Source organism: Ferdinandcohnia sp. GQ5 (assembly GCF_059759275.1).
The window spans coordinates 22,759-46,963 of the sequence record NZ_JCAXEW010000022.1 but is presented as its reverse complement, the minus strand read 5'-3'; the positions used below and the strand labels follow the sequence as shown (position 1 = coordinate 46,963).

33 protein-coding genes and 1 pseudogene are annotated in these 24,205 nt (G+C 34.2%); 30 read left to right on the top strand and 4 right to left on the bottom strand.

From position 1 onward, the window contains the following. The first annotated feature begins 93 nt into the window (after positions 1–93). The 14 genes from AC6CHV_RS22055 to AC6CHV_RS21990 all read left to right on the top strand — a co-directional run bounded on the left by AC6CHV_RS22055 (position 94) and on the right by AC6CHV_RS21990 (position 12,661). Entirely contained in the window at positions 94–471 is a 378-nt protein-coding gene (locus AC6CHV_RS22055) for a hypothetical protein (protein ID WP_498079688.1), read from the top strand. Then, a complete protein-coding gene (locus tag AC6CHV_RS22050; protein ID WP_498079687.1) occupies positions 464–2,149 on the top strand; it encodes a terminase TerL endonuclease subunit in 1,686 nt (561 codons plus the stop codon). Before AC6CHV_RS22055 ends, AC6CHV_RS22050 begins: the two co-directional genes overlap by 8 nt. 13 nt (positions 2,150–2,162) lie before the next feature. Further along, the gene (locus AC6CHV_RS22045; protein WP_498079686.1) at positions 2,163–3,398 is read left to right on the top strand and encodes a phage portal protein; all 1,236 of its coding nucleotides are present in this window, start codon (positions 2,163–2,165) and stop codon (positions 3,396–3,398) included. Beyond that, positions 3,334–3,921 (top strand): HK97 family phage prohead protease, encoded by a 588-nt coding sequence (locus tag AC6CHV_RS22040; protein WP_498079700.1) that lies wholly within the window; start codon positions 3,334–3,336, stop codon positions 3,919–3,921. The genes AC6CHV_RS22045 and AC6CHV_RS22040 overlap by 65 nt, the downstream gene beginning before the upstream one ends. Before the next feature lie 4 nt (positions 3,922–3,925). Further along, entirely contained in the window at positions 3,926–5,080 is a 1,155-nt protein-coding gene (locus tag AC6CHV_RS22035; protein ID WP_498079685.1) for a phage major capsid protein, read from the top strand. 62 nt (positions 5,081–5,142) lie between these two features. Continuing rightward, a complete protein-coding gene (locus AC6CHV_RS22030; RefSeq protein WP_498079684.1) occupies positions 5,143–5,427 on the top strand; it encodes a head-tail connector protein in 285 nt (94 codons plus the stop codon). Further along, positions 5,411–5,722: a phage head closure protein gene (locus tag AC6CHV_RS22025; RefSeq protein WP_498079683.1), complete on the top strand. Its 312-nt coding sequence runs from the start codon at positions 5,411–5,413 to the stop codon at positions 5,720–5,722. The genes AC6CHV_RS22030 and AC6CHV_RS22025 overlap by 17 nt, the downstream gene beginning before the upstream one ends. Next, positions 5,709–6,161 carry an HK97-gp10 family putative phage morphogenesis protein gene (locus tag AC6CHV_RS22020; RefSeq protein WP_498079682.1) on the top strand — a complete coding sequence of 151 codons (453 nt, stop codon included), beginning with the start codon at positions 5,709–5,711 and terminating at the stop codon, positions 6,159–6,161. The genes AC6CHV_RS22025 and AC6CHV_RS22020 overlap by 14 nt, the downstream gene beginning before the upstream one ends. After that, positions 6,158–6,523: a hypothetical protein gene (locus AC6CHV_RS22015; protein WP_498079681.1), complete on the top strand. Its 366-nt coding sequence runs from the start codon at positions 6,158–6,160 to the stop codon at positions 6,521–6,523. The genes AC6CHV_RS22020 and AC6CHV_RS22015 overlap by 4 nt, the downstream gene beginning before the upstream one ends. A 21-nt stretch (positions 6,524–6,544) precedes the next feature. Then, complete coding sequence (locus AC6CHV_RS22010) at positions 6,545–7,138, top strand: hypothetical protein (RefSeq protein ID WP_498079680.1); 594 nt, start codon at positions 6,545–6,547, stop codon at positions 7,136–7,138. 50 nt (positions 7,139–7,188) lie between these two features. Beyond that, a complete protein-coding gene (locus AC6CHV_RS22005) occupies positions 7,189–7,500 on the top strand; it encodes a hypothetical protein (RefSeq protein WP_498079679.1) in 312 nt (103 codons plus the stop codon). Between the two features lie 338 nt (positions 7,501–7,838). Continuing rightward, positions 7,839–9,836 carry a phage tail protein gene (locus AC6CHV_RS22000; RefSeq protein ID WP_498079678.1) on the top strand — a complete coding sequence of 666 codons (1,998 nt, stop codon included), beginning with the start codon at positions 7,839–7,841 and terminating at the stop codon, positions 9,834–9,836. Next, positions 9,833–10,624, top strand: coding sequence for a phage tail domain-containing protein (locus AC6CHV_RS21995; RefSeq protein ID WP_498079677.1), 792 nt, complete (start codon positions 9,833–9,835; stop codon positions 10,622–10,624). The genes AC6CHV_RS22000 and AC6CHV_RS21995 overlap by 4 nt, the downstream gene beginning before the upstream one ends. Before the next feature lie 15 nt (positions 10,625–10,639). Next, complete coding sequence (locus AC6CHV_RS21990; RefSeq protein WP_498079676.1) at positions 10,640–12,661, top strand: BppU family phage baseplate upper protein; 2,022 nt, start codon at positions 10,640–10,642, stop codon at positions 12,659–12,661. 65 nt (positions 12,662–12,726) lie between these two features. On the opposite strand, the gene AC6CHV_RS21985 is transcribed toward AC6CHV_RS21990, so the two are convergent. After that, positions 12,727–12,888, bottom strand: a complete 162-nt coding sequence (locus AC6CHV_RS21985) for a ribbon-helix-helix domain-containing protein (RefSeq protein WP_498079675.1) — start codon at positions 12,886–12,888, stop codon at positions 12,727–12,729. A gap of 112 nt (positions 12,889–13,000) precedes the next feature. Between AC6CHV_RS21985 and xerA the strand changes: the two genes are divergently transcribed. From xerA to AC6CHV_RS21955, 6 genes and pseudogenes are all read left to right on the top strand, one after another. Then, on the top strand, positions 13,001–14,002 hold the full coding sequence (gene xerA / locus AC6CHV_RS21980) for a site-specific tyrosine recombinase/integron integrase (RefSeq protein WP_498079674.1): 1,002 nt from the start codon (positions 13,001–13,003) through the stop codon (positions 14,000–14,002). Between the two features lie 53 nt (positions 14,003–14,055). After that, a complete protein-coding gene (locus tag AC6CHV_RS21975; protein WP_498079673.1) occupies positions 14,056–15,924 on the top strand; it encodes a phage tail spike protein in 1,869 nt (622 codons plus the stop codon). Positions 15,925–15,930: 6 nt separating this feature from the next. Then, positions 15,931–16,122, top strand: coding sequence for a hypothetical protein (locus AC6CHV_RS21970; protein ID WP_498079672.1), 192 nt, complete (start codon positions 15,931–15,933; stop codon positions 16,120–16,122). A gap of 39 nt (positions 16,123–16,161) precedes the next feature. Then, the gene (locus AC6CHV_RS21965) at positions 16,162–16,443 is read left to right on the top strand and encodes a hypothetical protein (protein WP_498079671.1); all 282 of its coding nucleotides are present in this window, start codon (positions 16,162–16,164) and stop codon (positions 16,441–16,443) included. A 12-nt stretch (positions 16,444–16,455) separates the two neighbouring features. After that, positions 16,456–16,686, top strand: a complete 231-nt coding sequence (locus AC6CHV_RS21960) for a holin (protein WP_498079670.1) — start codon at positions 16,456–16,458, stop codon at positions 16,684–16,686. Positions 16,687–16,698: 12 nt separating this feature from the next. Next, positions 16,699–17,196 (top strand): annotated as a pseudogene (locus tag AC6CHV_RS21955) (peptidoglycan recognition protein family protein); the annotation flags it as partial. Positions 17,197–17,667: 471 nt separating this feature from the next. Here the strand turns inward: AC6CHV_RS21955 and AC6CHV_RS21950 are convergent. Then, positions 17,668–17,820 carry a hypothetical protein gene (locus AC6CHV_RS21950; RefSeq protein ID WP_498079669.1) on the bottom strand — a complete coding sequence of 51 codons (153 nt, stop codon included), beginning with the start codon at positions 17,818–17,820 and terminating at the stop codon, positions 17,668–17,670. Positions 17,821–17,896: 76 nt separating this feature from the next. Beyond that, positions 17,897–18,118, bottom strand: coding sequence for a helix-turn-helix domain-containing protein (locus tag AC6CHV_RS21945; RefSeq protein ID WP_498079668.1), 222 nt, complete (start codon positions 18,116–18,118; stop codon positions 17,897–17,899). A 386-nt stretch (positions 18,119–18,504) separates the two neighbouring features. On the opposite strand from AC6CHV_RS21945, the gene AC6CHV_RS21940 reads away from it, so the two are divergent. Genes AC6CHV_RS21940 through AC6CHV_RS21915 form a run of 6 tightly spaced genes read left to right on the top strand, consistent with a single transcriptional unit; the run spans position 18,505 to position 21,376 of the window. Next, positions 18,505–18,912: a hypothetical protein gene (locus tag AC6CHV_RS21940; protein WP_498079667.1), complete on the top strand. Its 408-nt coding sequence runs from the start codon at positions 18,505–18,507 to the stop codon at positions 18,910–18,912. Beyond that, positions 18,909–19,256, top strand: a complete 348-nt coding sequence (locus AC6CHV_RS21935; RefSeq protein ID WP_498079666.1) for a hypothetical protein — start codon at positions 18,909–18,911, stop codon at positions 19,254–19,256. The genes AC6CHV_RS21940 and AC6CHV_RS21935 overlap by 4 nt, the downstream gene beginning before the upstream one ends. After that, positions 19,257–20,498 (top strand): FtsK/SpoIIIE domain-containing protein, encoded by a 1,242-nt coding sequence (locus AC6CHV_RS21930; protein WP_498079665.1) that lies wholly within the window; start codon positions 19,257–19,259, stop codon positions 20,496–20,498. It abuts the gene before it with no gap. Further along, positions 20,485–21,087 carry a replication-relaxation family protein gene (locus tag AC6CHV_RS21925; protein ID WP_498079664.1) on the top strand — a complete coding sequence of 201 codons (603 nt, stop codon included), beginning with the start codon at positions 20,485–20,487 and terminating at the stop codon, positions 21,085–21,087. The genes AC6CHV_RS21930 and AC6CHV_RS21925 overlap by 14 nt, the downstream gene beginning before the upstream one ends. Positions 21,088–21,104: 17 nt before the next feature. Continuing rightward, complete coding sequence (locus AC6CHV_RS21920) at positions 21,105–21,236, top strand: hypothetical protein (protein WP_498079663.1); 132 nt, start codon at positions 21,105–21,107, stop codon at positions 21,234–21,236. Next, positions 21,233–21,376, top strand: a complete 144-nt coding sequence (locus AC6CHV_RS21915) for a hypothetical protein (RefSeq protein ID WP_498079662.1) — start codon at positions 21,233–21,235, stop codon at positions 21,374–21,376. The genes AC6CHV_RS21920 and AC6CHV_RS21915 overlap by 4 nt, the downstream gene beginning before the upstream one ends. Positions 21,377–21,396: 20 nt before the next feature. On the opposite strand, the gene AC6CHV_RS21910 is transcribed toward AC6CHV_RS21915, so the two are convergent. Next, on the bottom strand, positions 21,397–21,645 hold the full coding sequence (locus AC6CHV_RS21910) for an XRE family transcriptional regulator (RefSeq protein WP_498079661.1): 249 nt from the start codon (positions 21,643–21,645) through the stop codon (positions 21,397–21,399). Positions 21,646–21,830: 185 nt separating this feature from the next. Here AC6CHV_RS21910 and AC6CHV_RS21905 point away from each other — a divergent pair, with 185 nt between their 5' ends. The 4 genes from AC6CHV_RS21905 (at position 21,831) to AC6CHV_RS21890 (ending at position 24,027) form a co-directional block, all read left to right on the top strand. Further along, entirely contained in the window at positions 21,831–22,322 is a 492-nt protein-coding gene (locus AC6CHV_RS21905) for a hypothetical protein (protein WP_498079660.1), read from the top strand. Between the two features lie 148 nt (positions 22,323–22,470). Beyond that, positions 22,471–22,710, top strand: a complete 240-nt coding sequence (locus tag AC6CHV_RS21900) for a hypothetical protein (protein ID WP_498079659.1) — start codon at positions 22,471–22,473, stop codon at positions 22,708–22,710. Between the two features lie 26 nt (positions 22,711–22,736). Further along, complete coding sequence (locus tag AC6CHV_RS21895; protein WP_498079658.1) at positions 22,737–23,870, top strand: AimR family lysis-lysogeny pheromone receptor; 1,134 nt, start codon at positions 22,737–22,739, stop codon at positions 23,868–23,870. A 22-nt stretch (positions 23,871–23,892) separates the two neighbouring features. Beyond that, positions 23,893–24,027 carry a hypothetical protein gene (locus AC6CHV_RS21890; protein ID WP_498079657.1) on the top strand — a complete coding sequence of 45 codons (135 nt, stop codon included), beginning with the start codon at positions 23,893–23,895 and terminating at the stop codon, positions 24,025–24,027. Positions 24,028–24,205: the final 178 nt, after the last annotated feature.

The window sequence follows — 24,205 nt, the reverse complement described above, 5'->3', positions numbered from 1 at the left end:
CAATTTAAAGACCGTTGGGAAAAGTTAACGCAACATACAGGTGTTTTTCTGTAGACCCCTACCTCAAATTTTCAAAAGAAAGGATGTGAATTTGTGGTGAGTAAAAAAGAATTAACAAAAGATGATCGTGTTAAAAAAGAAATAAATAGACTAAGGCGAATTTATAAAGACTTACCAAAAGATACATTAATGGTTGTTGAGGGCTTAATTGTTGAAGCGGCAGACCTTCGTGTAAGGCTTGAGGATATAAGAAAAGACTTAGATGAAAATGGTTATGATGAAATGTTTACTCAATCTAAAGACCAAGAACCATATGAGAGGGAACGTCCACAATCAAGAAGATATATAGCAATGAATAAAAGTTATCAATCAATCATGAAACAATTAGGTGATTATATTGCTAAAAAACCTACTGGAAACAATGAAAATGATGATGGATTTGATACTTTTGTGAGTGATAGGGATGATTAAATATCCTTCTGATTATAATCCCATTCTCGAATATTGGGAGTTAATAGAAAGTGGTCAAGAAGTTGTAAGTCAAAAGATTTATAAAACCTATAAGAAGGTAGTCCATGATCTCACTGATAATAACAGTGAGTTTTTTTATTCCCATGCAAGAGCAAATCATGTAATTGAATTCATTGAAAACTTTTGTCGTCACAGTAAAGGTAAGATGGGCGGTAAACCTGTAATACTTGAATTGTGGGAAAAAGCAATGCTAGCTGTAATTTTTGGATTTATTGATATTGAGGGGAACAGGAAATACCGTGAAGCGATTCTGATTATTGGTAAAAAGAATGGGAAAAGTTTATTGGCTTCATGTGTTGGGTTGTATTTGCAAGTTGGTGACAATGAAGCTGGTGCTGAAATTTATGCAGTAGCAACAAAAAAAGACCAAGCAAAAATCATTTGGCAAGAATCTAAAAGAATGGTTAATAAATCACCTACTTTGAGGAAAAGAATTAAAACTTTAGTTGCTGAATTACAAAGTGATTTTAATGATGGAGTTTTTAAACCTTTGGCATCTGATAGCGATACTTTGGATGGCCTTAATGTTTCCGGTGCTTTAATGGACGAAATTCATCAATGGAAAAATGGGAAGGTTTTATACGACATTATTGCAGATGGTGTAACCGCCAGGGAACAGCCTTTGATTTTTATCACAAGTACGGCTGGAACGATTAGAGAAGACTTATACGATCTGAAATATGACGAGATTGAAAGGGTTATTAATGGATATTTTGACCCCGATGGATATAAAGACGAAAATTTTATAGCGTTTGTTTATGAGTTAGATAAGCGTGAGGAATGGCTTGACCCAAAAACTTATAAAAAAGCTAATCCTGGTCTAGGTACAATTAAAAATGAAAAGACATTACTCGCTAAAGTCGAGAAAGCAAAGGCGAATCCAGCATTAGTAAAAAACCTCGTTTGCAAAGAGTTTAATATTCGTGAAACTTCAAGTGAAAGTTGGTTAACATTTGACCAACTAAACAATACAGAAACATTTGATTTAGCAAAGTTAAAACCTCGATATGGTATAGGCGGTTTGGACTTATCAGAAACGACTGATTTAACTTGCGCAACAGTTATATTTAAAGTTAGAGATGATGAAACCTTATATGTCAAACAAATGTATTGGTTGCCTTCTGACTCATTAGAAAAGAGAGTTCATGAGGACAAAATACCTTATGATAAATGGCTTGATATGGGCTTATTGAGAATATCAGACGGTAACAAAATCAATTATAAAGATGTAACTAAATGGTTTTTAGAAGTCCAAAATGAATTAGATATTTACATTTATAAAATTGGTTATGATTCTTGGAATAGTCAGTACATCATTGATGATTTACAACAAAATTTCGGCAAAAATTCCGTTGAGCCTGTAATTCAAGGTGCAAAAACATTTAGTTCTCCAATGAAATCATTTGCAGCAGATTTAGAAGCAAAGAAAATAAATTACAATAATAATCCAATCCTCAAATGGAATCTAACAAATGCCGCTATCAAGGTTGATGATAATGACAATATCAAATTGATTAAGACAAGTAATCAAAGACGAAGGATAGACGGTGTTGCAAGTTTACTAGATGCTTATATAGTTTTAGAGCGAAATTATGATAATTACATGAACATGATTTAAAGGAGGTGAAAATTTGGGATTATTAGATAAGTTATTTCCAAAACAAGCACAGGAACAAAAGGTTAATGGATATTTTAAAACATTGACAGCTTATACACCAGTTTTCACAACATACAATGGTGGACTTTATGAAATGGAATTAACAAGGGCTGCTATTCATGCATTTGCATCTCATGCGAGTAAATTAAAACCTGAAATTCAAGGAAATGCTTATAAGAATTTAGAGAAAACATTACAATTTAAACCTAATCCTTATATGGATACATCTAAATTTATTTACAGATTAGCAACTATACTAAGTGTTAATACAACCGCTTTTATTGTCCCTTTATATGGTGAAGATTATCAAACTATTGTTGGCTATTATCCTTTACTTCCACATAGAACAGAGGTTGTACAAGTTGGAAATGAACCGTGGTTAAGGTATACATTCGCTAATGGGGAAAAAGCTGCAATTGAATTATCAAGGGTTGGTATTCTAACAAATTATCAATATAAAGATGACTTTTTTGGGGATGGAAATGGTGCTTTAATGCCAACTTTAAGACTTTTGGATATTCAGAAACAAGGTATAGAAGAAGGTATTAAGCAGTCAGCTATGATTAGATTTATGGCGAAGTTAGGTCAATCACTAAGGCCAGAGGATGTTAAGGCAGAGAGAAAAAGGTTTTCAGAAGATAATCTAAGTGCTGATAATACAACCGGTGTCATGATGTTTGATCAAAAATATAGTGAAGTTGAGCAAATAGACAGCAAACCTTTTATTGTTGATGCCGAACAAATGAAGTTAATTCAAACAAACGTTTTTAACTATTTTGGAGTTAATGAAAAGATACTTCAGAATAGTTACAACGAAAATGAATGGGCTGCGTTTTATGAAGGGAAAATTGAAACATTTGCATTGCAGTTAAGTCTGGTCATGTCTAATATGACATTTACTAAGAATGAATTAGCGTTTGGAAATCAAATTCTATTCACTGCTAACCGTATGCAATATGCTTCAAACAATACTAAATTACAAGTCTCTACACAATTATTTGATAGGGGTATCTTAACGACAAATCAAGTTATGGACATTTGGAATATGTCTCATGTTGAAGATGGTGATAAGAGATACATCAGAAAAGAATATGCCGAGGTTAACAAACTTGATCAAGATAAAGGGGGTGAAAATATTGCCGATAGTGAAAAACAGGGAATATCGGAATCTATCGATTCTACAGCCATCCGAACAACAGAAGAGACTTGATACAGATTACTATGTCGAAGGATATGCAACTTCATTTGATAAGCCTTATGAGTTGTACGAATTCGATGGAGTTAAATATTTTGAAATGATTGACAGAAATGCACTAATTGGTGCAGATATGTCAGATGTTATTTTACAGTATGACCACGAAGGAAAAGTCCTCGCTAGAAAATCAAATAATACGTTAATTGTAGAGACCGATAATCACGGTCTTTTTGTTTGCGCTGATTTAAGTAAATCAAGTGCAAGTAAAGAATTATATGAGGAAATTGATAGTGGTCTAGTTACTCGTATGTCGTGGGCATTTACAGTTGCTGAAGAAGAGTATAACCGAGAAACAAGAACAAGGATCATTAAGAAAGTTAAAAAGGTTTATGACGTATCTGCCGTTAGTATTCCAGCTAATGAAGATACTGAAATATCCGCTCGATCTTTCTTCAACGGAGTGATTGAAGCTGAGAAGCAGGAGTTGCTTGAGCGAAGAAAAAGAATTTTAAAACTGAAATTAGAATTGGAGGATTAATTAAATGAGATTAAATGAAATTAATAAACGTTTATCAGCAATTAAATTGGAAATCGATGGTGAAAGTGCTGATTTAGACACACTTGAAGCAGAGATTACTAACCTAAAAGAAGAAAGACAAGCCATTTTAGATAAGGCTGAAAAGAGAAAAGCACTTATTGACAATGTAACAAACCTAGAAGATGTGGAAGTAATTAAAGATTTTAAACCCGAATTGGAGGAAAGAAAAATGGAATTTACAAAAGAAAACGTATTAGGATCAAAAGAATATCGAAATGGATTTTTAAAGAGATTACAAAAGCAGGAATTGAATGAAGTAGAACAACGTGCGTTAACAACTGCTGAAGCAAGTGTAGGTGCAGTTGTACCACAAGTAACACAGAATCGCATCCTCGAAGTGATTGAGCAACATGCTCCATTACTTGCTGAAATCGAAGTATTACGTGTACCTGGTGGAGTGAAAATCCCTGTAGAAGATGTGGTAGCAGATGCAACTAAACACGCTGAAGGAGCTACAATCACTGCTTCTGGAGATACTATTAAGTATGTTGACTTATTTGGATATGAGATTACTAAACTACTTACAATTTCAAAATCAGTACAAAAAATGTCAATTGAAGCATTTGAAAACTGGTTAGCGAACAATCTTGGTAAGTCACTTGCTAAAAAGATTACAGGATCAATCATTAATGGTACTGGCACAGGTGAGGCTACTGGTATTAACACTATTACATGGGATGCGGATAACTCAGTTGAAGTTGCACTTGCTAGTTCTCTAACTGCTAAAAATGTAAATGATCTTGTTAGTCTATTACCTGGTGGATATGATGATGGAGCAAAATTCTTAATGTCTAAAAAGACTTTATTCCAAGACTTTATGCCATTACAAGACAGTTCTAAAAATAAAATCGTTGTTGCTGAAGGTAAAAACTATTTCATTCAAGGTTATCCAGTAATGCTCGATGACCGTATTACTCTTCACGAAGCATTCCTTGGAAACTTCCAAGAAGGTTATAAAGCTAATCTACCTGAAGATGTGAATGTAACTTCTCAATTTGATATTGATACAAATAGCTTTAAGTATTTAGGAGCAGGAATGTTCGATGGTAAACCAGCACTTCCAAAAGCATTCGTTAAATTGGTTAAGGCAACTGCTTAATTGTAGTTTAAGGGGGACGAAATATTTCGTTCTCCTTTTCCTTTGTGAAGGAGTGAATAATTATGAATTTAAATGATGTAAAATTAGCCTTGCGTATTTCTAATTCAGCATTTGACGAAGAAATCACAGATTTAATTGAGAGTGCCAGAATGGATTTAATTATATCGGGTGTTTCTCCTTTATTAGCTAATAGTGATACTGATCCATTGATTAAGCGTGCAATTATAACCTACTGTAAATCTAACTTTGGTTATGAAAATGTAGATGCAGAACGACTCAATAAATCTTATCTGATGTTAAAACAGCATTTATGTTTGGCTGGTGACTATAATGGCTCAATGGCGTGATGTTTTATATTTATTATCAGAAACATTTACAGAAAATGCTATGGGTGATGTCATACCAGTTACCGATAAACGAATGGTTTTTACAAATAAAAAATCTATTCGACAGAGTGAATTCTATCAAGCACAAGCAAATGGATTAAAACCAGAGTTAGCATTTGAAATTCGATCTATTGAATATGATGGTGAAGGAAAATTAGAGTTTAACAATAAGAAATATCAAATCATTAGAACGTATGACAAAGGTGAATTTACTGAATTGATTTGTGAGGGGGTTGTCAATAATGGCAATGCCTAAAAGCGTAATTAAAATTAAAAAAGATGGTGTAGAATACGTATCGAATGTGGATAGAGTACAATATACGATTCAAGAATTAACCCGTGCAGCATTACGTGATACCGCTAAGTTTATTCGAAAATTGATGATTCAAGAATTGAAGAAAATGCCTGGAATGAAGCGGAGTAGACGTATTTATCGAAGTACACAATATTGGGTTCGAAGGAAAGAGACTGATTTACAAATAGGTTTTAAACATGATTCTTGGTACGGTGCGGATTCTGAATTAGGTACAAAAGGGCAACCAGCAAGAGGGATATTGCGAAATACTGTATATAACAATATACCAGAAATCCGAAAGATACAAAGCCAATATTTAAGTGGTATTTCTACTGAAAACCCATCTCTTGCAGGAACATCCGAAGGGGAATATAAAAGTCCAGATGGTGAAGAACGATGATTGAATTAAGAACAGAGTTAACAAGGTTACTAAAAACCTTCCATCCAAGATCATCATTCCAACAAGCAACTGATAAAACTGTTTTCCCGTATATTGAATTTGACTTACCTAATTCATTCGATAATGAGGGTCAAGAGGTATTTAATCTTGATGTTGACATTTGGGACGATAATGAAGATACAACAGAAATAGAAACGTTAGCTTCAGTTATCTGGAAAGGGCTTAATCATTATCATTTCATGAATGAAAATATCCAGTTTAGTATTTATCGAGAGAATAGGTTGCCTCCACTTGATGAGAAGGAATCACATATAAAAAGAAGAAAATTAATATTTTCAGTACGGTATTTTGATAGGAATTAATTAGAATAGGAGTGACATTGAATGGTAAAAAATTATAGTGGATATACAGCGAAAACTGCTGAAAACTTGCTCCTCGATGCTGGGGCATTTTTTATTAATTACGAAATTGAAACAGATACATTCGATTCAGCAGTAACGGCAGGAAAATTATTAGGTGCAACAAGAGGAGGAGGTCAATTTGACGCTGTTCCAGAAATTCGTTCATTAGAAGTTGATGGGGTTAAAGGGAAAGCAAAGGGTCTCCAAGTTATTGATTCATGGGAAGTGAAATTAACTGCTAATGTACTCGAAGTTACAAAAGAAGGTTTGGCACAGGCATTAGCCACTTCACAAACAGATACTACTACCAATCTGAATTTTGATGTTATCACGGCTAAAAATAATATTGAGTTAACAGATTACATTGATAACGTTACTTGGGTGGGTAAAAAATCAGGTGTGGATGAACCTGTCATTATTCAAATTTATAATGCACTTAATACAACTGGTCTATCTTTACAAATGCAAGATAAAAACGAAGCTGTAATTGCATTAGAGTTTGAAGGACACTATGGTGAATCTGATTTAGACAATCCACCATTTGCAATTTATTATCCAAAGACAGCAGGGGCTTAATCGCTCCTTCTTTTTATTTGATCTAATTTTACTATAGGGGGAAATAATTAATGTCAAAATATACAATGCGTCCACTTAAAACAGCAGATGTTTTTAAAATGAGTAAAATTTTAAAGAAAATGAACATCAAATTCGAAATAGGAAAAGGTGTTTCCCAAGAACAAATGGGAATTCAAATGGTTCAAAAAGTCGTAGAAAACCTTCACCTTGCAGAAAATGAAGTTAATGCTTTTCTAGCCGAATTAGTTGGTATTAAAGCAAAGGAATTCAATGAGTTGCCCATAGAAGAAACGATTGAAATTATAAGTTTATTCAAGGAGCAAAAAGGACTCTCCAATTTTTTAAAGCTGGCAGGGAAGTAGACCATTTAGAGGTTTATGACCTGCTTTTTTCACGTTATGGTGATATTAATTTCATTCTTGACATGGACGTTGAAGACGGTATCGGGATTATAAACAAAGCGTTTGAAAAGATAGAAGAGGAGCGAGCATTTCAACTTTATAGTGCTAGATATCCTTGGATGGGTGAAAAGGATTTTATTCCTTTCAGTGAATTTTATAAGCCACGAAAAGTCAATGAAAATAACAACGTGCATGAGTCAGAGGAAGAAATATTAACAAATGTAAAAGAAATTTTAGACTCCTATAAATTCTAAGTGCTCATATAGAGTGCTTTTTTAATTGGAAAGGAGGGTGAATAGATGGAAATTTTTAAACTGTTTGGCTCTATATTTGTTGACAGTGATGAGGCCGAAAAATCCATTTCAAAAATTGATAAAAAGGCTGAAGGCTTTGGAAAAAAACTAGGTAGTGGGATTAAAACAGCGGCTAAGTGGGGAGCTGCAATTGCAGTAGGGGCTGGTACAGCGGCAGTTGGAATTGGCTTATTAGCAACACCACTTGTTAAATCAGCAGCAAATGCAAAGGCTATGCAAGCACAATTTGAACAGGTTTTTGACGGGGTGGGTAAGAATGCCACAGAAAACCTTGAAAAAATTGCAAAAGAGACAGGAATGTTACCGAATCGATTAAAAGGTAGTTTTACAGGAATAGCAGCATTTGCGAAAACGACTGGTATGGAAACTGCTGACGCTCTTGCGTTAACTGAAAGAGCAACTAGAGCCGCTGCCGATGGTGCTGCATTTTATGACCGATCAATCGAGGAAGTATCGGAAAACTTACAATCATTTTTAAAGGGTAACTATGAAAACGATGCTGCATTAGGTATTTCTGCAACAGAAACAACTCGAAACGCTAAAGCTAATGAATTATATGGAAAATCCTTTAAAGATTTAGACGAAGCACAAAAGCAATTGACTTTACTTGCAATGGTTGAAGATGGTAATAAGTTGTCAGGAGCATTGGGACAGGCGGCTAGGGAATCAGACAGTTTTGAAAACCAAATAGGCAACTTGAAACAAGCTTGGGAGGATATTAAAGCTAAGTTTGGTGAGCCAATCCTAGAGCCAGCCGTTGCGATGATTCAAAAATTAGCTGAATGGTTAACTAATGTTAATGTACAACCACTTATAGATGGATTTCAAGCATTCGTGGATTTTGTTGATACAAATGTAATCTCTAAGTTTGGTAATCTATTACCGTTTATCATGTCAATTATAGACGAGGTAAAGAGTGTATTTTTCACCTATGTCGAATATATAAAAGGCTTATTCAGTGGTGAAGGCAATATAGGCGAATCCTTCATGCGAATTTTTGAGTCTATCAAGTCGGTTGCAGTCCCAATCCTCGAAGATGCGATTTCCTTTATTAAAGGAATTCTAGATAATCTCAAACAATTCTGGTCTGAAAATGGAGAGCAAATTACCCAAGCAGTAAAAAATGCTTTCGGATTTATCGCTTCAATCATCGAATTTATCATGCCAGTTGTAAAATTTATTATCGAGGACGCTTGGAATGCCATAAAAAATGTGTTTTCAGGTGCTCTGGATATGATCATGGGATTGGTAAAGATTTTCACAGGCCTTTTTACGGGCGATTGGTCGAAAATGTGGGAAGGAATCAAGCAATTATTCTCCGGTGCTATAGATGTTATTTGGGGACTGTTGCAACTTGGATTCTTAGGTAAGATATTTAAGGTAATTAAGGCATTCGGTGGTAAAGCTGTTGATGTTGTCGTTAATATGGCGGGTAAATTGAGAGGTAAATTCGATGAAATTTTATCTACTGCAAAGTCTAAATTTAACGCTATTCGAGACGCAATAATGAATCCGATAAACAAAGCCAGAGATGCATTTAAAAATGCAATTGACACGATAAAAGGATTATTCAACTTCAGTTTTAAATGGCCGAAACTGAAAATGCCTACATTTAGTATTAGTGGTAGCATGAACCCTATCAAGTGGCTTGAACAGGGAGTTCCGAAACTAAAGGTAAATTGGAATGCTTTAGGTGGGATTTTTACAGAGCCGACAATATTTAACACTAGAGCAGGATTACAAGGTGTCGGTGAAGCAGGGGCTGAGGCTATCCTTCCTTTGACACATAATGTATTTAGTTCAATCGGAAAAGCAATTGCTTCAACAATGCAACCGCAAAATCAGGAAAACAAAATTATAATTCAGCCAGCACCTGTATATCTAGACAATTACTTAATTGGTGAAATTTTATTTGACACAATTGATAGTGAAATGAACTCAAGAGCCGAACTATCACTTTACATGAAGGGGGAGAGGAAATGAACCGTATAAAAATGTGGGATGAACAAGGAAATTTAATTAATTTAGATGATTACGGATTGTTTGGCTTGCGTTTAAATATCCCCTCTCCTTCTTATGTGGTGTCCAAAGAAAGCATACCAGGTAGAGGCGGAGTTATTACATTAGGTCGTGATTTGCAACCTAGACCTTTAGCAGTAGAGTTTAAAATTACTAGTGTAGACTATGAAGGTTCTTTAGTGGTTCGTGATGAAGTGTACAGTTTATTTAGCAAAGGTAACTCTTTTTATATAGGTGAGGAAAAGCAATCATCGAAAAGGTGGCTTGTTGAATGCACAGAGGAATGGACGCCTGACAGAATTAACACTCACACATTTACAACTACAATTCCATTACTTGCAGATAGTGGATATGCAGAGTCAGTAGATACCACATTGACTATGAATTTTGCTCAAATATCGAACAGTCGAGAGATTAAGTACAAACACAGTACAACATCATTTGAGATATACAATGATGGAATAAAAGTAGACCCTCGTTATATGTCATTGATTATTGCTTATAAAGGATCATCTACAAATCTTAAGGTGAAAAATTTAACCCTAAATGAAGAGTGGACTTACACAGGTGCAACTACAAGTAACGATACCGTTAAACTTGACGGTATACGCTCCACTAAAAATGGACTATCTATCTTTAGAAATACGAACAAAAAGTTAATAACACTTGCTCCAGGTTGGAATGAGTTTCAACTTGAAGGAGCGAGTGGAAGTTTTGAAATATCGTTCGATTTTCGTTTTTATTCACTATAAAAAGGATGTGAGGATATGACAATACAATTAAAACGAAATGACACCAAAGATACAATCAGTTATTCTTTGGTTTATGCGGACGGTTCACCTGTTAACTTAACTGGTGCTACCGTCCGTTTTTTAATGGGAACAGGTAAGAAAGTTATTACGGATTCTGTAGCAACGATTAAATCAGCTAGCGCTGGACAGGTGGAATACACTTTAAAAGATGCTGACACGTTGGTTGCAGGGACATATAAAGCGGAGTTTGAAGTAACCTTTAGTAATGGAAAAGTAAAAACATTTCCGAATAATGGTTATATCATAGTGAATATTCAACCTAACATTGATAATGATCAATCCACATACATCGAAGATCAGATTGCTAACAGAGTATCTGATTTACAAGTATGGAAAAACTCCATTCAAGCACAACTTGATCAATTTGCAAAGGGTGATTCTGCACCAGAAGTTGCACAAGCGAGAGTTGAAAAAGACGGTACAACGAACAACACATTAAAGGCTAGACTGGATAAAAAAGAGTCTGAATTTAGTCAAAAACTAGTTGAGCATACTACGCTCTTGGCACAAACAGAGCAGGAAGTAGGAAATGTTGATGGTAGGGTGGATAATATCAAGTCCCTATTTTTTAATCAACACAAAAAACGAGTTAAATTAGAGTTACCTTTACGACATTCTGATTATGCGACAATCATTGCGAATAATGGATATTCCTATATTTATCCGCAAGGCTTTTATGTTGATGAGGTTGCCAATGAATTATTTATTGTGTTCGCACCAACAGAAGGTAGTGGAAATAACTATCATCATTGGGTGTCCGTTTATGATTGGGGGACAGGGGAATATAAATCTTCTTTTTCAGCAGGAACGGCAAATGGTGAGGGGTGTTATGTAGGTTATGAAAATGGAAGAAGGTATATCTATCTTAAAGGTGACAGTGAAACGGTTATCTCACGTTATGACATTACAAATCTTCCATCTAACTTAACACGCTTGATTGCTGACATGACATACAATGTTGATTTAAAATTTCAATTTACAGGGCGCAAAGGAAAGTTTTATATAGAAAACTACACTCCTGCAGTTTCCGCAATTGGACATAGGAATGTTTTCACAAAATATAATAATGATTTTACACAAATAGAAGGTCAACTAACATTCAGTATTGTGGATAGTGGAGATCAATTTTCTTATAGAAACTATTACCCTAAAAGACAAGGTATAGCTGTGGGAGATGGTTTCTTCGTAGGGGGATATGGTGGATTTTATTCAAGTGGCTCACCAATTCCATCTGAATATAGTGGTGTCAAGGTGTTTGATGAAAATGGAAATTCCTTAGCTAGCTCCCTATTAGACCCTTCATTAATGATGAATACTTTAGTTGCTCATGGTATTCCAGCAACACGAATAGAAAATGAGGGTGTTTATGTTTCAAACGAAAACCAAATTTATTCAATGTTTATCACTTCTGACAGATTAAAAAGTGAATCATTGACAAGTGGAATCGTTATTTTTGAAGAGTTTTCTCAACACAAAGAAGCAATTGACTTCAAAGAAGGGGTTGCACCTGTTTTAACATACCCTAAAGATTTAACCGTTTATTATCCACCAAGAATAAATACGAACGGAATGTATAACCCGATCACAGGGGAAAAGTTCAATACACTTAACGACATTGTTACATTTATGGCAGAAGTGGATTGCCGATTGTTTGATTTTTATACATCAAGTTTTGGTGCAATCACTGATTTTTCAGGTAACGCATTACCGAATAGTGTAAGGTGCACCATTTATAACCGTAACAACACATCATTCTTTTATGACTTAAAAGGTGCTTCACTGAATGAATCGTATATCGTGACAGGTACACCATATGTTGCTACACGTATTCAACAGTTAGAAGTAGAATTGGATAATTACACGGTTCCAATGAAAAATGGAGGGTTTGTTATTCAAATGACAAATGACACGCAACTAACTTTTAAAGTTAAGGGAATGGATGGGGTTGTCAGAAGCACAAGTCTTACATTAACTTAATGAATTGTTGGAACAAAGAGTGACATAACACATTTTAAATTTGGCATAAAAAAAGGCCACTGAATTTACTTTTCAGAGGTCTTTTTTAGTCCTTTTGTGATCAATTCTCTTATTGCTTCATTTCGATTTTTTAACCTGTTTTCATACCAGTAGTTTTCAATTTCTTTAAGCATCTCGTTAGGGAATGTTACAAGTACTTGTGTATTTTTCTCTTTATCAACAGCCATATTTTTCACCTCGAAAGTATTATAAGTTATATAACTTATATTGACAAGTAGTAGCATGTCCATTATAGTTGGTTATATAAGTTATATAACTATTGCTCAAGGGGTGGAGATAATGGATATTAGGGTAAATGATACAGCACGACTTATGAATGATGTATTAGTTGTAATGAGTACTATCAATCCTGACATTGAACTTAATTTACTTGAGGTTAGACTTGAAGAGGTTATACATAACTATGAGATTGCGAGAAAGTCAGATAATAAGATTGATAATGACATTTTTGAAAAGATTGACCTTTATTTATCAGCTAGGCAAATTGAAGGTTTATCAAGTGAAACATTGAAGGGTTATAAAATTGAGTTGGGAAACTTCGCAAATTTTGTTAATAAGGCAGTTGTTAAGATATCAACGGCTGATATCCGGCAATACCTTGCTTCTAATCCTGCATGGATGATGAGTACGGTAGATAGTAAACTCTCGAAAATAAAAACGTTTTTCGGATGGTTGGTAAGGGAAGAAATGCTTTTACGTGATCCTTCGGCAAAAATTCCCGCACCAAAGAAACCAAAACGATTACCGAAAGGTTTATCTGTAGAGGAATTAGAAATAGTCAGAGAATCCTGTGAAACATTACGTGAACGGGCTTTAACAGAGACTTTGTATTCAACTGGATGCAGATTATCAGAAATTGCCAACATGAAGAAATCAGATATTAATCTTCAAGAGATGAGTATAAGATTAATTGGAAAAGGTGATAAAGAGCGAATTGTCTACTTCTCAGTCAAATGCCTACTCCATTTAAAGAAGTATCTGTTAAGTCGTGGTGATGACTGCGAGTATTTATTTGTAACTGAGAGAAAACCATATCGAAAAATGACAGGTCGTACAATTCAAAGAATTGTTAATAAGATTGAAAGTAGGGTTAGCATTTCGAAGAAACTAACTCCACACGTATTTCGCCATACTAAAGGTAGTCTTATGATGGAAAACGGAGCAGAGTTGGCAGATGTACAGCATATCCTTGGTCATGAAAATCCAAGTACAACATTAATTTATGCACATGTTTCAGAAGAGCGAAAAAAACAAGCAGATAAAAGATTTCATGTACTATAAAGTCCTATTTCTTTGGGGCTTTTTTATTTTTTTTTAAAAAGAGGTGAGAATACATGCTCTCAATACGTGATTTAAAGGGTAATGAAGAAGGATTAACTGACTTTAAGGAACTAACCCTTAATCGTAAAGTAAATGGTGAAAAACAAATATCTATGACTATATTGCCCACTAAACACAATGAACACTCATTTAACATGGTAGAGGAAGAATCTATTCTAACCTTCAAAAACGAAGAATATGTGATTAAAAAAGTTTCCGAGCGTGGTAGAGGAAACACATATATCAAACGTGTAGAAGCCATTCATAAATTCTATGTAGACATGATTAATAAACAACAGCCTTTAACTCATAATGGATCAATGACGTTAAATGATTTTCTTACCTTTGTGTTTAATGGGACGGGGTACACATTTAGTATCATAGATACTTTTTACGCACAATCATTTGAGAATTTAGGGAATGAAAATCGACTCTCTTTACTGCAAAAGGGATTACAACGTTATAAAGCAGAGATGGAAATTGACGGAACGCATGTGAGGTTTAAAAGTATTGTAGGAAATGATACAGACTTTCAATTTAGATATGGTCACAACATTAAGACCATCGAAAGAAATATTGATACAACTTCTTTAGCAACAGTAATCAGGGGATTAGGAGCGCCTTTAAGTGAAGAAGAAGGGGCAGAGCGTATTACCGCTTATTATCGCAGTCCCAACGCTGATATATTTGGAGAAATTGATTCCCCTCCGGTTGATGATGAACGATTTGCAACTGAAGAATCGTTATTAACAGAAATGAAAGCAAGACTACAAGATACTCCAGAGTTTAGTGTCACGATAGATTTTGTGGACTTACGTGCAGCAGGCTATCCGTGGACAATTCCAAACGAAGGTGACCGTATTTTTACCATTTATGAGCCTATGAATGACTTGTTTTTAGAAACAAGGATTATGGAAATTGATGAAGTATTTGACGCAAATCTTAATCCAATCAAGACAAACGTCACACTAGCAAACTATAAAAAAACATTTGCTGGGACTATGTTTGACAATCTTGATAAGCGATTAAAGGACATTGTTAATGACGATGGAATAGTTAAGTATAACGTGTTAGACGAAGCTATTAGAATTGCCTCAGAAGCAATCAAGAGCGCTCAAACGGAGTTAGAGTTTGAGAATGGGATTACGGGAAGGGATAAAGATAATCCTAATTATTTAACTCGATTTACAAGTCGGGGGATTGGTGTTTCGAGTGATGGAGGACAAACATTTCCTGATGCTATTGTAAGAGGTCAAATAAACACTGAACTTCTAGCAGCTGGAGCCATTCGAACAAATAATATTAAGATTATCGGAGAAGATAACTTGTTTTATTGGGATGGAAACGAATTAATTGCTGTTGATCCTAATAACGCTAATAAGTTTACGAGAATGAAAGCTGGAGAATTTTACGCAAAAGGTTCTATGGTGATTGAGCGTCCTGACGGATACAAATTGGTCAATAATGGAATAGCGAATTTTGATTTGGCGGTACAGTCTGGCGCCCCACAGTATATTGACGATGCTACTTATGAGGATGGGACGCCAATAGTCACCATTCAAGGCCCTTACGCAAGGGTAGCGACTACCGTTTACAGGCGTTTTGATTACTTGGGATTTAAGCATACTGCACGATATCTAAATGTATCTCTTTATGGTAAAGGTGGGGGAGCAGGTGCTTATGTTTATGTGCAGGTGCGTGATGAAAACGGAAACGAACTCGCTACAAACATGACGAATGCAATAGGTGATACGTCCATTGGTTTAAACATTGATTTAGGAACACCTACGGGACAATATAGACATTTTTATATATATTTCAGAACAACGAATACAAGTTATCCTGCATTGGTGCGTATGGCAACAAAATACTTAAGTGGGTGATTATATATGCCAGTAATTTATATAGCAACAGATGAAGAAGGAAATATTGTCTCTGGAAGCACTACACATCCTGATGCGATACCTAAAGGAGAAGGAGAACAAATACCAAATTATCAGTATGAATTTGAACTAACTTGGGAGCAGATTGATGAATTGTGGAAATACAAAATGAGTAATGGCGAATTAGTCCTTAAATAGGGCTTTTTATTTTGCCTAGAATTGAGGTGTTAAAAATTAATGGAACTATTAAAACAAAAAGTTGAACACCTAGAGCAAGAAGTGAACAACCTTAAACAGGAAATCAAAGAATTGGATAAAAGGGTAGATAATCACGATACTTTGTTTAGTAAAATCGAGGTAATTGTAGAAGGGTTGTCTGTAAAATGGACTTCACTAGAATCGAAAATTGAAACAGCAATGAACTCTACAAATGCAACGTGGTCTAGTACCGTTAAAGATATTTTAAAAACTGGTGTCACAATAATAGGTGCTATTGTAGGGGCAAAAATCTTTTTGTGAGGAGTGTAATAAATGTTTGAATTAGCGATAGTAATAGCAATTGTAATTGCATTGACAGAATTTTTTAAAAGAATGGAGTTTATCCCCAAAAAATATTTACCTGCTGTAACCCTGATTCTAGGTTTAGTGGCAGGTCTTTTTTATGTCGATGTTCCCACAATTCAAGAAAAAATCATGTATGGCTTAATGATTGGATTATCAGCTTCAGGTTTATTCGATCAGACGAAAATCATTAAAAAGTAAGGGTGATAAATAATGTACGAAATCACAAGAGACTACATCAAACACGGTAATTCTCGAAGTGGACAAAAAATCAAAAAAGTATTATTTATCGTGAGTCATGACACTGGTAATCCAGGAAGTACAGCACATAACAACCGGAATTACTTTAATAACCAACAACCTAGTGCTTCAGCCCACACATTTATAGATGATAAGTATATCTTGGAGATTATCCCATTAACTGAAAAAGCTTGGCATGTCCAGTATCAGAAACCGACTGATAACCGTATGTTTGGGGATGATTCAAACGATGCGGCAATCGGAGTTGAATTGTGTTGGGGAGGAAAGATCAATTTTCAAGAAGCATACAAAAGATATGTGTGGTATCATGCTCATCTATGTAAGCAGTTTAGTCTTGACCCGAAAAAACACATTGTATCTCATAAGACATTAGACCCTGAAAGAAAAACTGATCCAGATAACGCACTCAATCGTTACGGCATCACATGGGGACAATTCATCAATGATGTTTGTAAAGAACTTGAGCCTAAGCGTGAAGGGGTATATTGGGATGACATGCAGATGAAAGAAGGTCAAATAGGCCGCATCAATATTCTAAAACCTATTAATCTTTGGAAACGTGTTAGCGCTTGTTCTGTGGATGATTGCGAGTACTGCAAAGGGAAACAACCTGAGCTTAAATTCGAGCGCATTTTACAGCCTAATGAACGTTACAGAGTATATGGCTTCGATGGGTATTATGGTGGTCAATACAATGTCGGTGGTGGGTTTTACATCACGAATATGGAAGGTTACGTTAAGTATGAGACACCTTCAAAAAATAAAATTAAAGAATTACAGGATTTTTATAAATAATGTGACAAACTTCACTGTAAACGTTTTATTTTAGTTATATATTTAATTTGAGGATGCGAGAAGTTGAAAAACAACTACACTCGTAAATGTGCCACCTACCTTGGAACAGTAGGTGGCTTTTTTTGTTTATTTAAATAATTTCCCCAATAATCTTCCAGTAGCTTTTCCCGCAATTCGTCTCCCAATTCTTTTACCAACTTTCCCTTTTTTAACAGCATTCACATCACCAAGTATTTTTGCAGTACCATATAAAATGCTTCTTATTTTATTGATTGACATTAAGATACCTCCGATCAGTTTATTAGTAATACTTACGTTTTGATATACTTAGAGGTTTCAAATGTTTTAATTATATTTATAAATCCCAAAAATCCGAAGCCTCAACATTTTTATCAATGATTCTTAATACTTCCAGAACCTTTTGCATTGTTTTTCCACTAGGTATTGAATCCTCAGAAGTTATTTTCGATATTGTATTTTTATTTAATCCACTTTTTTCAGATATCCATTTTTGAGTTATTCCTCTATCATCTATCCATTTACCAAGTTTTGATCTTGGTTTATTAAGTCCCGTCATTATAAACACCTCAAGATATCTATTCCACACGCTTGTACAAAATTCCTACAAAAATAAATTTTAAATACTAAAAAAATAGGAAACATAGACAATCATTCGCCCATAGAATAAACCATACCAACAACCAAAGCAGAAACTAAACTATTAACCAAAGTATTGTTACCTTACTTGTTCAAGCAATAATTAAGTTATTATCAATGTCCACTAAATTTGTTTAAAAGGAGGGTAGGAGAGAAAGGAAAGGGGAGTGCGAGAGGAAAGGAAAGAGAGGAAGGGAGGAAGTAACTGAATGAGTAAATTGATTAGAATATTCAGAATATATAAATTTGATGTAAAAAAAGGAAAAATGAGACACTACTTATCTATCAAAGTTAAGGGGTTTGTCTATGAAAAGTAATGAAACAGGTTGGCATGTACTTGGTAACAAAATTAGATACAAATATGAGAATGCTGAATGGAATCAACATAAGCCTTCAATGGATATTTTCGAGAACATTGATCAAGTAAAAGATTATTGCGGTAATTTCGGGGATTCCTTTGAAAATACTAATTGTTGGTTAGATGTTTACAATTGGAGTTTGATGAATAAAACGAAATTCACTGAAGACATTTATCAATTTATCAGTCATAGAGCGAATGTAGTCCGGAACGGATTTACAAAGGAGATTGAGAACTTTTCCGTTAATGAGGAAATGAAACAGGAGTTGATTGATAAGATAGTTAGTTTTATTCCTGATTTTGTTTTAAATGTTATTGAAGTAATCAATTTCATCTTTTTAGGAGGGCTTATGTGAAAACAGAGGTTATTAACTTCCGAGATTTTATGAGAAATAACCACATTAAAAGCCAAGACAAAAACCAAATAATTGCACACTCCCCAGCGGCAATTGGTCTTGTACTCGGCTCAAGTTTAATTGTACCACAAAAGTTTATTTTATTGGGTTATGGAATGATTTTAGGTATCGGTGGCTTGGCCTTTTTAATGGCTAAATTAGAAAATAAATGGGTTCGAAATGGAAAGCATAAAGAAGCGGATCGAATAGCAAGTCTAGGAAAATTTTTATTCCCTGTCATTGTAATTGGAATTGGAGTTTATCTATTAATCTTCAAGAATCCGTTAATGAACTGGATATTGTAAATGATTAAAAAATACTTGAAAAAGGTAAGACACAGGGATAAATTGTACAATGCTTTTCACACTGGTGAACTATACTATTCCACCAATCGTAACGGACACAACATTTCATCTTTTCCAAAAATACTTGATGTGCGATTCACTGAACAAAGAACACAGTATATTTTTAAGTTACCACATGGAATTAGTCCAAAAGAATTGAAGAAAAAGGAGCATGTTTTTAAGTATTACTTAGGAGAAAATATTGAAATAAATGATGAAGGTCAAGTAATGACTATTTCTGTATGGCAAAAAGTCTTGAATGATAAAGTTCCTTACAAGTATGACGATGAATTAATCAAGAAATTGAAGAAGCATAAATTACCTTTATTAATTGGAATGGATAAACTAGGTAAAACAATTATTGCAGACATGGTTGATAGTCCACATCCATTAATTGCAGGTGAAACAGGCGGAGGGAAGTCTACAATTCTAAGGTCTATTTTAACCACTCTAATTCTATTTAAAAACAACATACCAAATGGATTAGAAATGCACATGGTAGACTTTAAACGATCTGAATTCCACCTATTTAGATACCTAGAGGACATTTCAGTGATTAATAAAAAGAATGACTTCATGAAATGTCTAAACTATCTCAATAAGGAAATTGAAAAGCGTGGGGATATACTTGATGCTTGTGAGGTAACGCATATAGACGAATATAACGTTATGAAGGGTTCTAATCCTAAACCTTATATAATTCTTGTAATAGATGAGATTCATGCTCTACATGGCGATAAAGACAGTTTTGAAATATTACGAGATATTGCAGCAATGGGTAGGGCATTAGGAATTTATTTAATTATTGCTACACAAAGACCAGATAAGGACGCTATTGACAGTCAAATGAAATCTAATTTAACGGTAAGAATGGCTTTTGCACATGCTGATAAAATAAATTCAGATATCACTCTTGGTCGTGGTACAAAAGAGGATGCTTCCAAAATTACGAAAGCTGGACAGTTTATTTACCGGAATAAAAAGGTATTAAAGAAGGCTGAAATTCTACAATCACCATTATTAGAAATTGAAAAGGCAAAGGAATTACTTGAACCATTAAAGATTAGAATTGATCCTCATACTAAAGAGGGAGATATTATTGACGTTGAGGGAGTTGCTAGAGACGCAGAAGCACAAATTGAACAAGAGAATAATATTCCTAAACCTGGACTATTAGGAGGGGAGTGGATTGGCTTTAAATAAGCGAGACAAAGCCATCATTGAAGATTTAAAGAAATTCAGAGTACTAGACCGAAAGCAAATTACACAAATTCATTTTTCCCACTTAAAACAAGCATCTAAATCATGTAACAATGTACTAAAGCGTTTAAGACGTGATGGACATATTGAAGCAGATACACAAACAATTCCCTACAATTATTTCCCTATCCCATCTATAAAAAAGGATTCCACTAAAATACCACACTTTAAAGCCATAGCAAACTTTTATTTACAATTGAATCCCAAACCTACCACATTTGAAGTTGAATGGAAAACAGGAGAGAAAGGCAGTATAGAGCCAGACATTTTCATGATATGGAAAGGTACACCATTCTTTGTTGAGATACAAAGGAATATCTACAGTAAAAAGGTAATGGATGAGAAGTACCAAAGATACGTCAAATATTATTACAGTGAGAAATGGAAAGAAGAACCTTGGCAACCTGAAAATAAAAAGTATTTTCCATTTGTATGGTTTATTACGGATCACATTTACACATTACCATCTAGTCCTGTGAGGATATGGCAGACAAAGAATGTTAATGAATTTACAAAACGATTTTTATTTTAATTTAAGGGGAGATTGGAATGAATAAGAAAAACATGGTAGGTAGAGTTGAAATGGCTATCAAGATGAAGAAAGCAGCGACTAAAGGGAAGGTTTATTTAACTGAGGAAGGTCAAAAGAGACTTGATAAAATTGCGAAGGTGAAAGTATGATAAATAGATTCTTATTAGCTGGAATCGGTCAAGATGAATTAGGGTTGTTACTTGCCTATTCAATTTACCAAGGTAATTTCAAAGACTTGTTAATGATACTAGACGAGATAACTATGAGACGATTTTTAATTGAAAAATAACACATAAAGAAACCACTCAATTATTCTGAGTGGTCTTTTTTGTATTCAATAATATCTTCTATTGTATAAATCTTATCTATTCCCTTTTCCTCAGCTATATTATTCAACTGATCTAACAATGTATTCAATAAGTTTATATCTATACGTTGCATAGTACCTTTTGCGAGTGACAATACAGAACTAGGTCTGGTTTTAGTCTCTACAGCAAGAAAATTACTTGAGATTTCTAATTCATCCAAAGCATTTTGAAGATTAAATTTAATACTCATAAAGCCATCCTCTCCCAATATCTATATACTTCTATTCTACATTATAAACGTTATACGTTACAAGTTTCACTTTTAATTATAAAAAATTCATTTTACGTATTGACGTTTAACTCCTAAGCGTATATACTAAGGTTACAAGTTAAACAACAGGAGTTAAACTCCAAAACGAAATGGAAGGTGATTGAATGAAAAAGTCAATTATGTCTTATGACATCAACTTTACAAAAAAGGGTTTCTACTTTGAATGGGAATTACTTTCAAAGGATCTTAGATGTAAACATTCCCAAATTGAATTTTTAGGTCATTCAGCACAAGGTCAAACAGTTTATTCAACTCCAAAAGGAATCATTGTTATCGTTTCTGGAAAAGGTGATTATGATTTCGAAACTGGTAGGGGATGCATGAAGTATCGAGAGTACAAAGGGGATATTGCAAAGTTAAGTAAAAAGCACGTTGAAAAGTTTAATGAAGAAAAAGCTGAGTATCTTGATTATTTAAAAACTGAAAGTGATGTAAAAATACCTGATTTTAGCAAAATGAAAAGCTTGGTTGAAGCTATATCAGCATATACAAAAGTCGTTGCTGAAAGTACAAATGATTGGAATGCAGATCATGAAGCAATCATGAATTTTAAGGCACAGTTGCATGAATGGATTGAAAGGGAGAAAAGTAAATGAAAACCAAAATTGTTATGTGTGGTCTATATTTCCTTTTAAACCTTGCTATTTTACTTATTGTTGCATTATGAAGAGTACAATTTTAAGTTAATCAAATAAAAAATAAGGGAGCATAGTCCCCCAATAAAATCAAAGGGAGAGATTTTAAATGAATAATGTTAAAAAGCAAAATTTTACAGCTTATGGAACTTTGGAGTTAGATATTTCTACAAAGGTGAGTGCAGTTAATGAAACTGGTGCATATCGTCAAGCAGCTAATGTAATGGACGATATGGCAATTGGGGCAGTAATGCTGACTGTTGTTTTAAATGATGGAACTGTGACAACATTTGAAGTACATAACTGGCAAACAAAAGGAATCGATGCTGTTTACGGTCAAAGCGAATAAAAATTATTGAAAGGTTGTGGTGGGTAATGCTTCGGAGAACTATTCAAAATGAATTGAATAAGAAAGAGATTACTCACGCTATGCTGGCAAAAGAAATCGGGGTAACATCTTCCGCAATCTCAAAGTTTATAAATAATACTCAAGAAACATCATTCGAGATAGTTCTTGCAACTATCCGATTTCTTTTTCCTGATAAAGAGGACGAGTTAATGATTGAGTACATCCAAGAAATTAATAAACCGTCTAACATTTATCCTTCATTAGAGTATTTAGCAACACATCGACGTATTGAAGAATTAGGTCAACTAATTGAAAAACAAGCTACAAATAAAAATGCAACCTGTCAAGAATGGCTAAGAATATATTCTTTTTTTTACAACTGGCAAAAGAACTTCAGGGATATTTTAAGAACGGATCAATTGAAGAAGATTAGGGAACTAAAAACAAATGAACCTGAGTTGAAAATATTCATTCGCTTAATGGAAATGTACGTATTTTACTTTGAATTCAAGTATTGTGTGGTTCAGGAATTCTCAACTGGTTTATATGAGGAAATTAGTGCCTTAGAAAATAACTACATTAAGAGGTCTTATAAGGCGAGATATAGCGAAATGATGTCTTATATTAACCTGAAGGTTTATAACGATCAAATCAAAGCGAGAGACTTTGCAGAAGAACTCTTGAAAGTGAATATTGGTAGGTGTTTCACTGGATTTGCTTATTTTATTAAAGGTTATTCTTATCTTTACGAAAGCTTTGATAAAACCGTTAATTATCTTCAAGAAAGTTATAAGCAATATCACCAGTACTACGAATTATATGCTCTCGATGTTGATGAGAAGATAGAACTTGCTCACATTCTATGGGACAAGAAAACAGAACCTAAATATCCATTAAATCAAGCGTACCTTCTTATTAAACAAGGTAACAATGAACAAGCACTAATAATCCTTGAAGGAATTGAATCTGAAGAAAAAGAACCACTAGTTCAATTTCTAAGAGGTTTAATATATAAGGATTCCAACATCATGCTACAATCAATGATTTGCTTACTAAAAAGAGGGGATACATTCCTAGCCAACTTACCAAAAGTCGCTCTGCTCCAAAACGGCTTTAGTGAGGATGTATTAACAGACCTAATAAACCTCCATATTAGATAAGCTTGAAAGGAGGTGAAATACATTGAAAAAGTTTGTAGCAGCAGTATTAGCAGTAGCACTTGTATTAGGTTTTACATCACAAGATAATAATCATAGCGTTGATCCTGGAACAGGTGGACTTTCTCCTAAGAGCATCATAGTAACTGAAGAAGTTTAATTTTTTACGGGGCTACTAATTTCGGTTAGTAGTCTTTACCTTTGAATATGTCTAATACCTCGTATTTAATGCCTATTGATTGAATCTGAGCGTTTTATTATTGTTTAGGTGTAATTGGTCTAGTAGGTGATTTTTAGAATTAAAACAACTGTATCGAACTCCTACGGCTTCTGAGAGA

What these genes read in the sequence shown, in the direction of transcription:
- AC6CHV_RS22050 (WP_498079687.1), top strand. Translation starts at nt 464, where the DNA reads ATGATTAAATATCCTTCTGATTATAATCCCATTCTCGAATATTGGGAG.
- AC6CHV_RS22035 (WP_498079685.1), top strand. Translation starts at nt 3,926, where the DNA reads ATGAGATTAAATGAAATTAATAAACGTTTATCAGCAATTAAATTGGAA.
- AC6CHV_RS22030 (WP_498079684.1), top strand. Translation starts at nt 5,143, where the DNA reads ATGAATTTAAATGATGTAAAATTAGCCTTGCGTATTTCTAATTCAGCA.
- AC6CHV_RS22025 (WP_498079683.1), top strand. Translation starts at nt 5,411, where the DNA reads ATGGCTCAATGGCGTGATGTTTTATATTTATTATCAGAAACATTTACA.
- AC6CHV_RS22020 (WP_498079682.1), top strand. Translation starts at nt 5,709, where the DNA reads ATGGCAATGCCTAAAAGCGTAATTAAAATTAAAAAAGATGGTGTAGAA.
- AC6CHV_RS22015 (WP_498079681.1), top strand. Translation starts at nt 6,158, where the DNA reads ATGATTGAATTAAGAACAGAGTTAACAAGGTTACTAAAAACCTTCCAT.
- AC6CHV_RS22010 (WP_498079680.1), top strand. Translation starts at nt 6,545, where the DNA reads ATGGTAAAAAATTATAGTGGATATACAGCGAAAACTGCTGAAAACTTG.
- AC6CHV_RS22005 (WP_498079679.1), top strand. Translation starts at nt 7,189, where the DNA reads ATGTCAAAATATACAATGCGTCCACTTAAAACAGCAGATGTTTTTAAA.
- AC6CHV_RS22000 (WP_498079678.1), top strand. Translation starts at nt 7,839, where the DNA reads ATGGAAATTTTTAAACTGTTTGGCTCTATATTTGTTGACAGTGATGAG.
- AC6CHV_RS21995 (WP_498079677.1), top strand. Translation starts at nt 9,833, where the DNA reads ATGAACCGTATAAAAATGTGGGATGAACAAGGAAATTTAATTAATTTA.
- AC6CHV_RS21990 (WP_498079676.1), top strand. Translation starts at nt 10,640, where the DNA reads ATGACAATACAATTAAAACGAAATGACACCAAAGATACAATCAGTTAT.
- AC6CHV_RS21985 (WP_498079675.1), bottom strand. Translation starts at nt 12,888, where the DNA reads ATGGCTGTTGATAAAGAGAAAAATACACAAGTACTTGTAACATTCCCT.
- xerA (WP_498079674.1), top strand. Translation starts at nt 13,001, where the DNA reads ATGGATATTAGGGTAAATGATACAGCACGACTTATGAATGATGTATTA.
- AC6CHV_RS21975 (WP_498079673.1), top strand. Translation starts at nt 14,056, where the DNA reads ATGCTCTCAATACGTGATTTAAAGGGTAATGAAGAAGGATTAACTGAC.
- AC6CHV_RS21970 (WP_498079672.1), top strand. Translation starts at nt 15,931, where the DNA reads ATGCCAGTAATTTATATAGCAACAGATGAAGAAGGAAATATTGTCTCT.
- AC6CHV_RS21965 (WP_498079671.1), top strand. Translation starts at nt 16,162, where the DNA reads ATGGAACTATTAAAACAAAAAGTTGAACACCTAGAGCAAGAAGTGAAC.
- AC6CHV_RS21960 (WP_498079670.1), top strand. Translation starts at nt 16,456, where the DNA reads ATGTTTGAATTAGCGATAGTAATAGCAATTGTAATTGCATTGACAGAA.
- AC6CHV_RS21950 (WP_498079669.1), bottom strand. Translation starts at nt 17,820, where the DNA reads ATGTCAATCAATAAAATAAGAAGCATTTTATATGGTACTGCAAAAATA.
- AC6CHV_RS21945 (WP_498079668.1), bottom strand. Translation starts at nt 18,118, where the DNA reads ATGACGGGACTTAATAAACCAAGATCAAAACTTGGTAAATGGATAGAT.
- AC6CHV_RS21940 (WP_498079667.1), top strand. Translation starts at nt 18,505, where the DNA reads ATGAAAAGTAATGAAACAGGTTGGCATGTACTTGGTAACAAAATTAGA.
- AC6CHV_RS21930 (WP_498079665.1), top strand. Translation starts at nt 19,257, where the DNA reads ATGATTAAAAAATACTTGAAAAAGGTAAGACACAGGGATAAATTGTAC.
- AC6CHV_RS21920 (WP_498079663.1), top strand. Translation starts at nt 21,105, where the DNA reads ATGAATAAGAAAAACATGGTAGGTAGAGTTGAAATGGCTATCAAGATG.
- AC6CHV_RS21915 (WP_498079662.1), top strand. Translation starts at nt 21,233, where the DNA reads ATGATAAATAGATTCTTATTAGCTGGAATCGGTCAAGATGAATTAGGG.
- AC6CHV_RS21910 (WP_498079661.1), bottom strand. Translation starts at nt 21,645, where the DNA reads ATGAGTATTAAATTTAATCTTCAAAATGCTTTGGATGAATTAGAAATC.
- AC6CHV_RS21905 (WP_498079660.1), top strand. Translation starts at nt 21,831, where the DNA reads ATGAAAAAGTCAATTATGTCTTATGACATCAACTTTACAAAAAAGGGT.
- AC6CHV_RS21900 (WP_498079659.1), top strand. Translation starts at nt 22,471, where the DNA reads ATGAATAATGTTAAAAAGCAAAATTTTACAGCTTATGGAACTTTGGAG.
- AC6CHV_RS21895 (WP_498079658.1), top strand. Translation starts at nt 22,737, where the DNA reads ATGCTTCGGAGAACTATTCAAAATGAATTGAATAAGAAAGAGATTACT.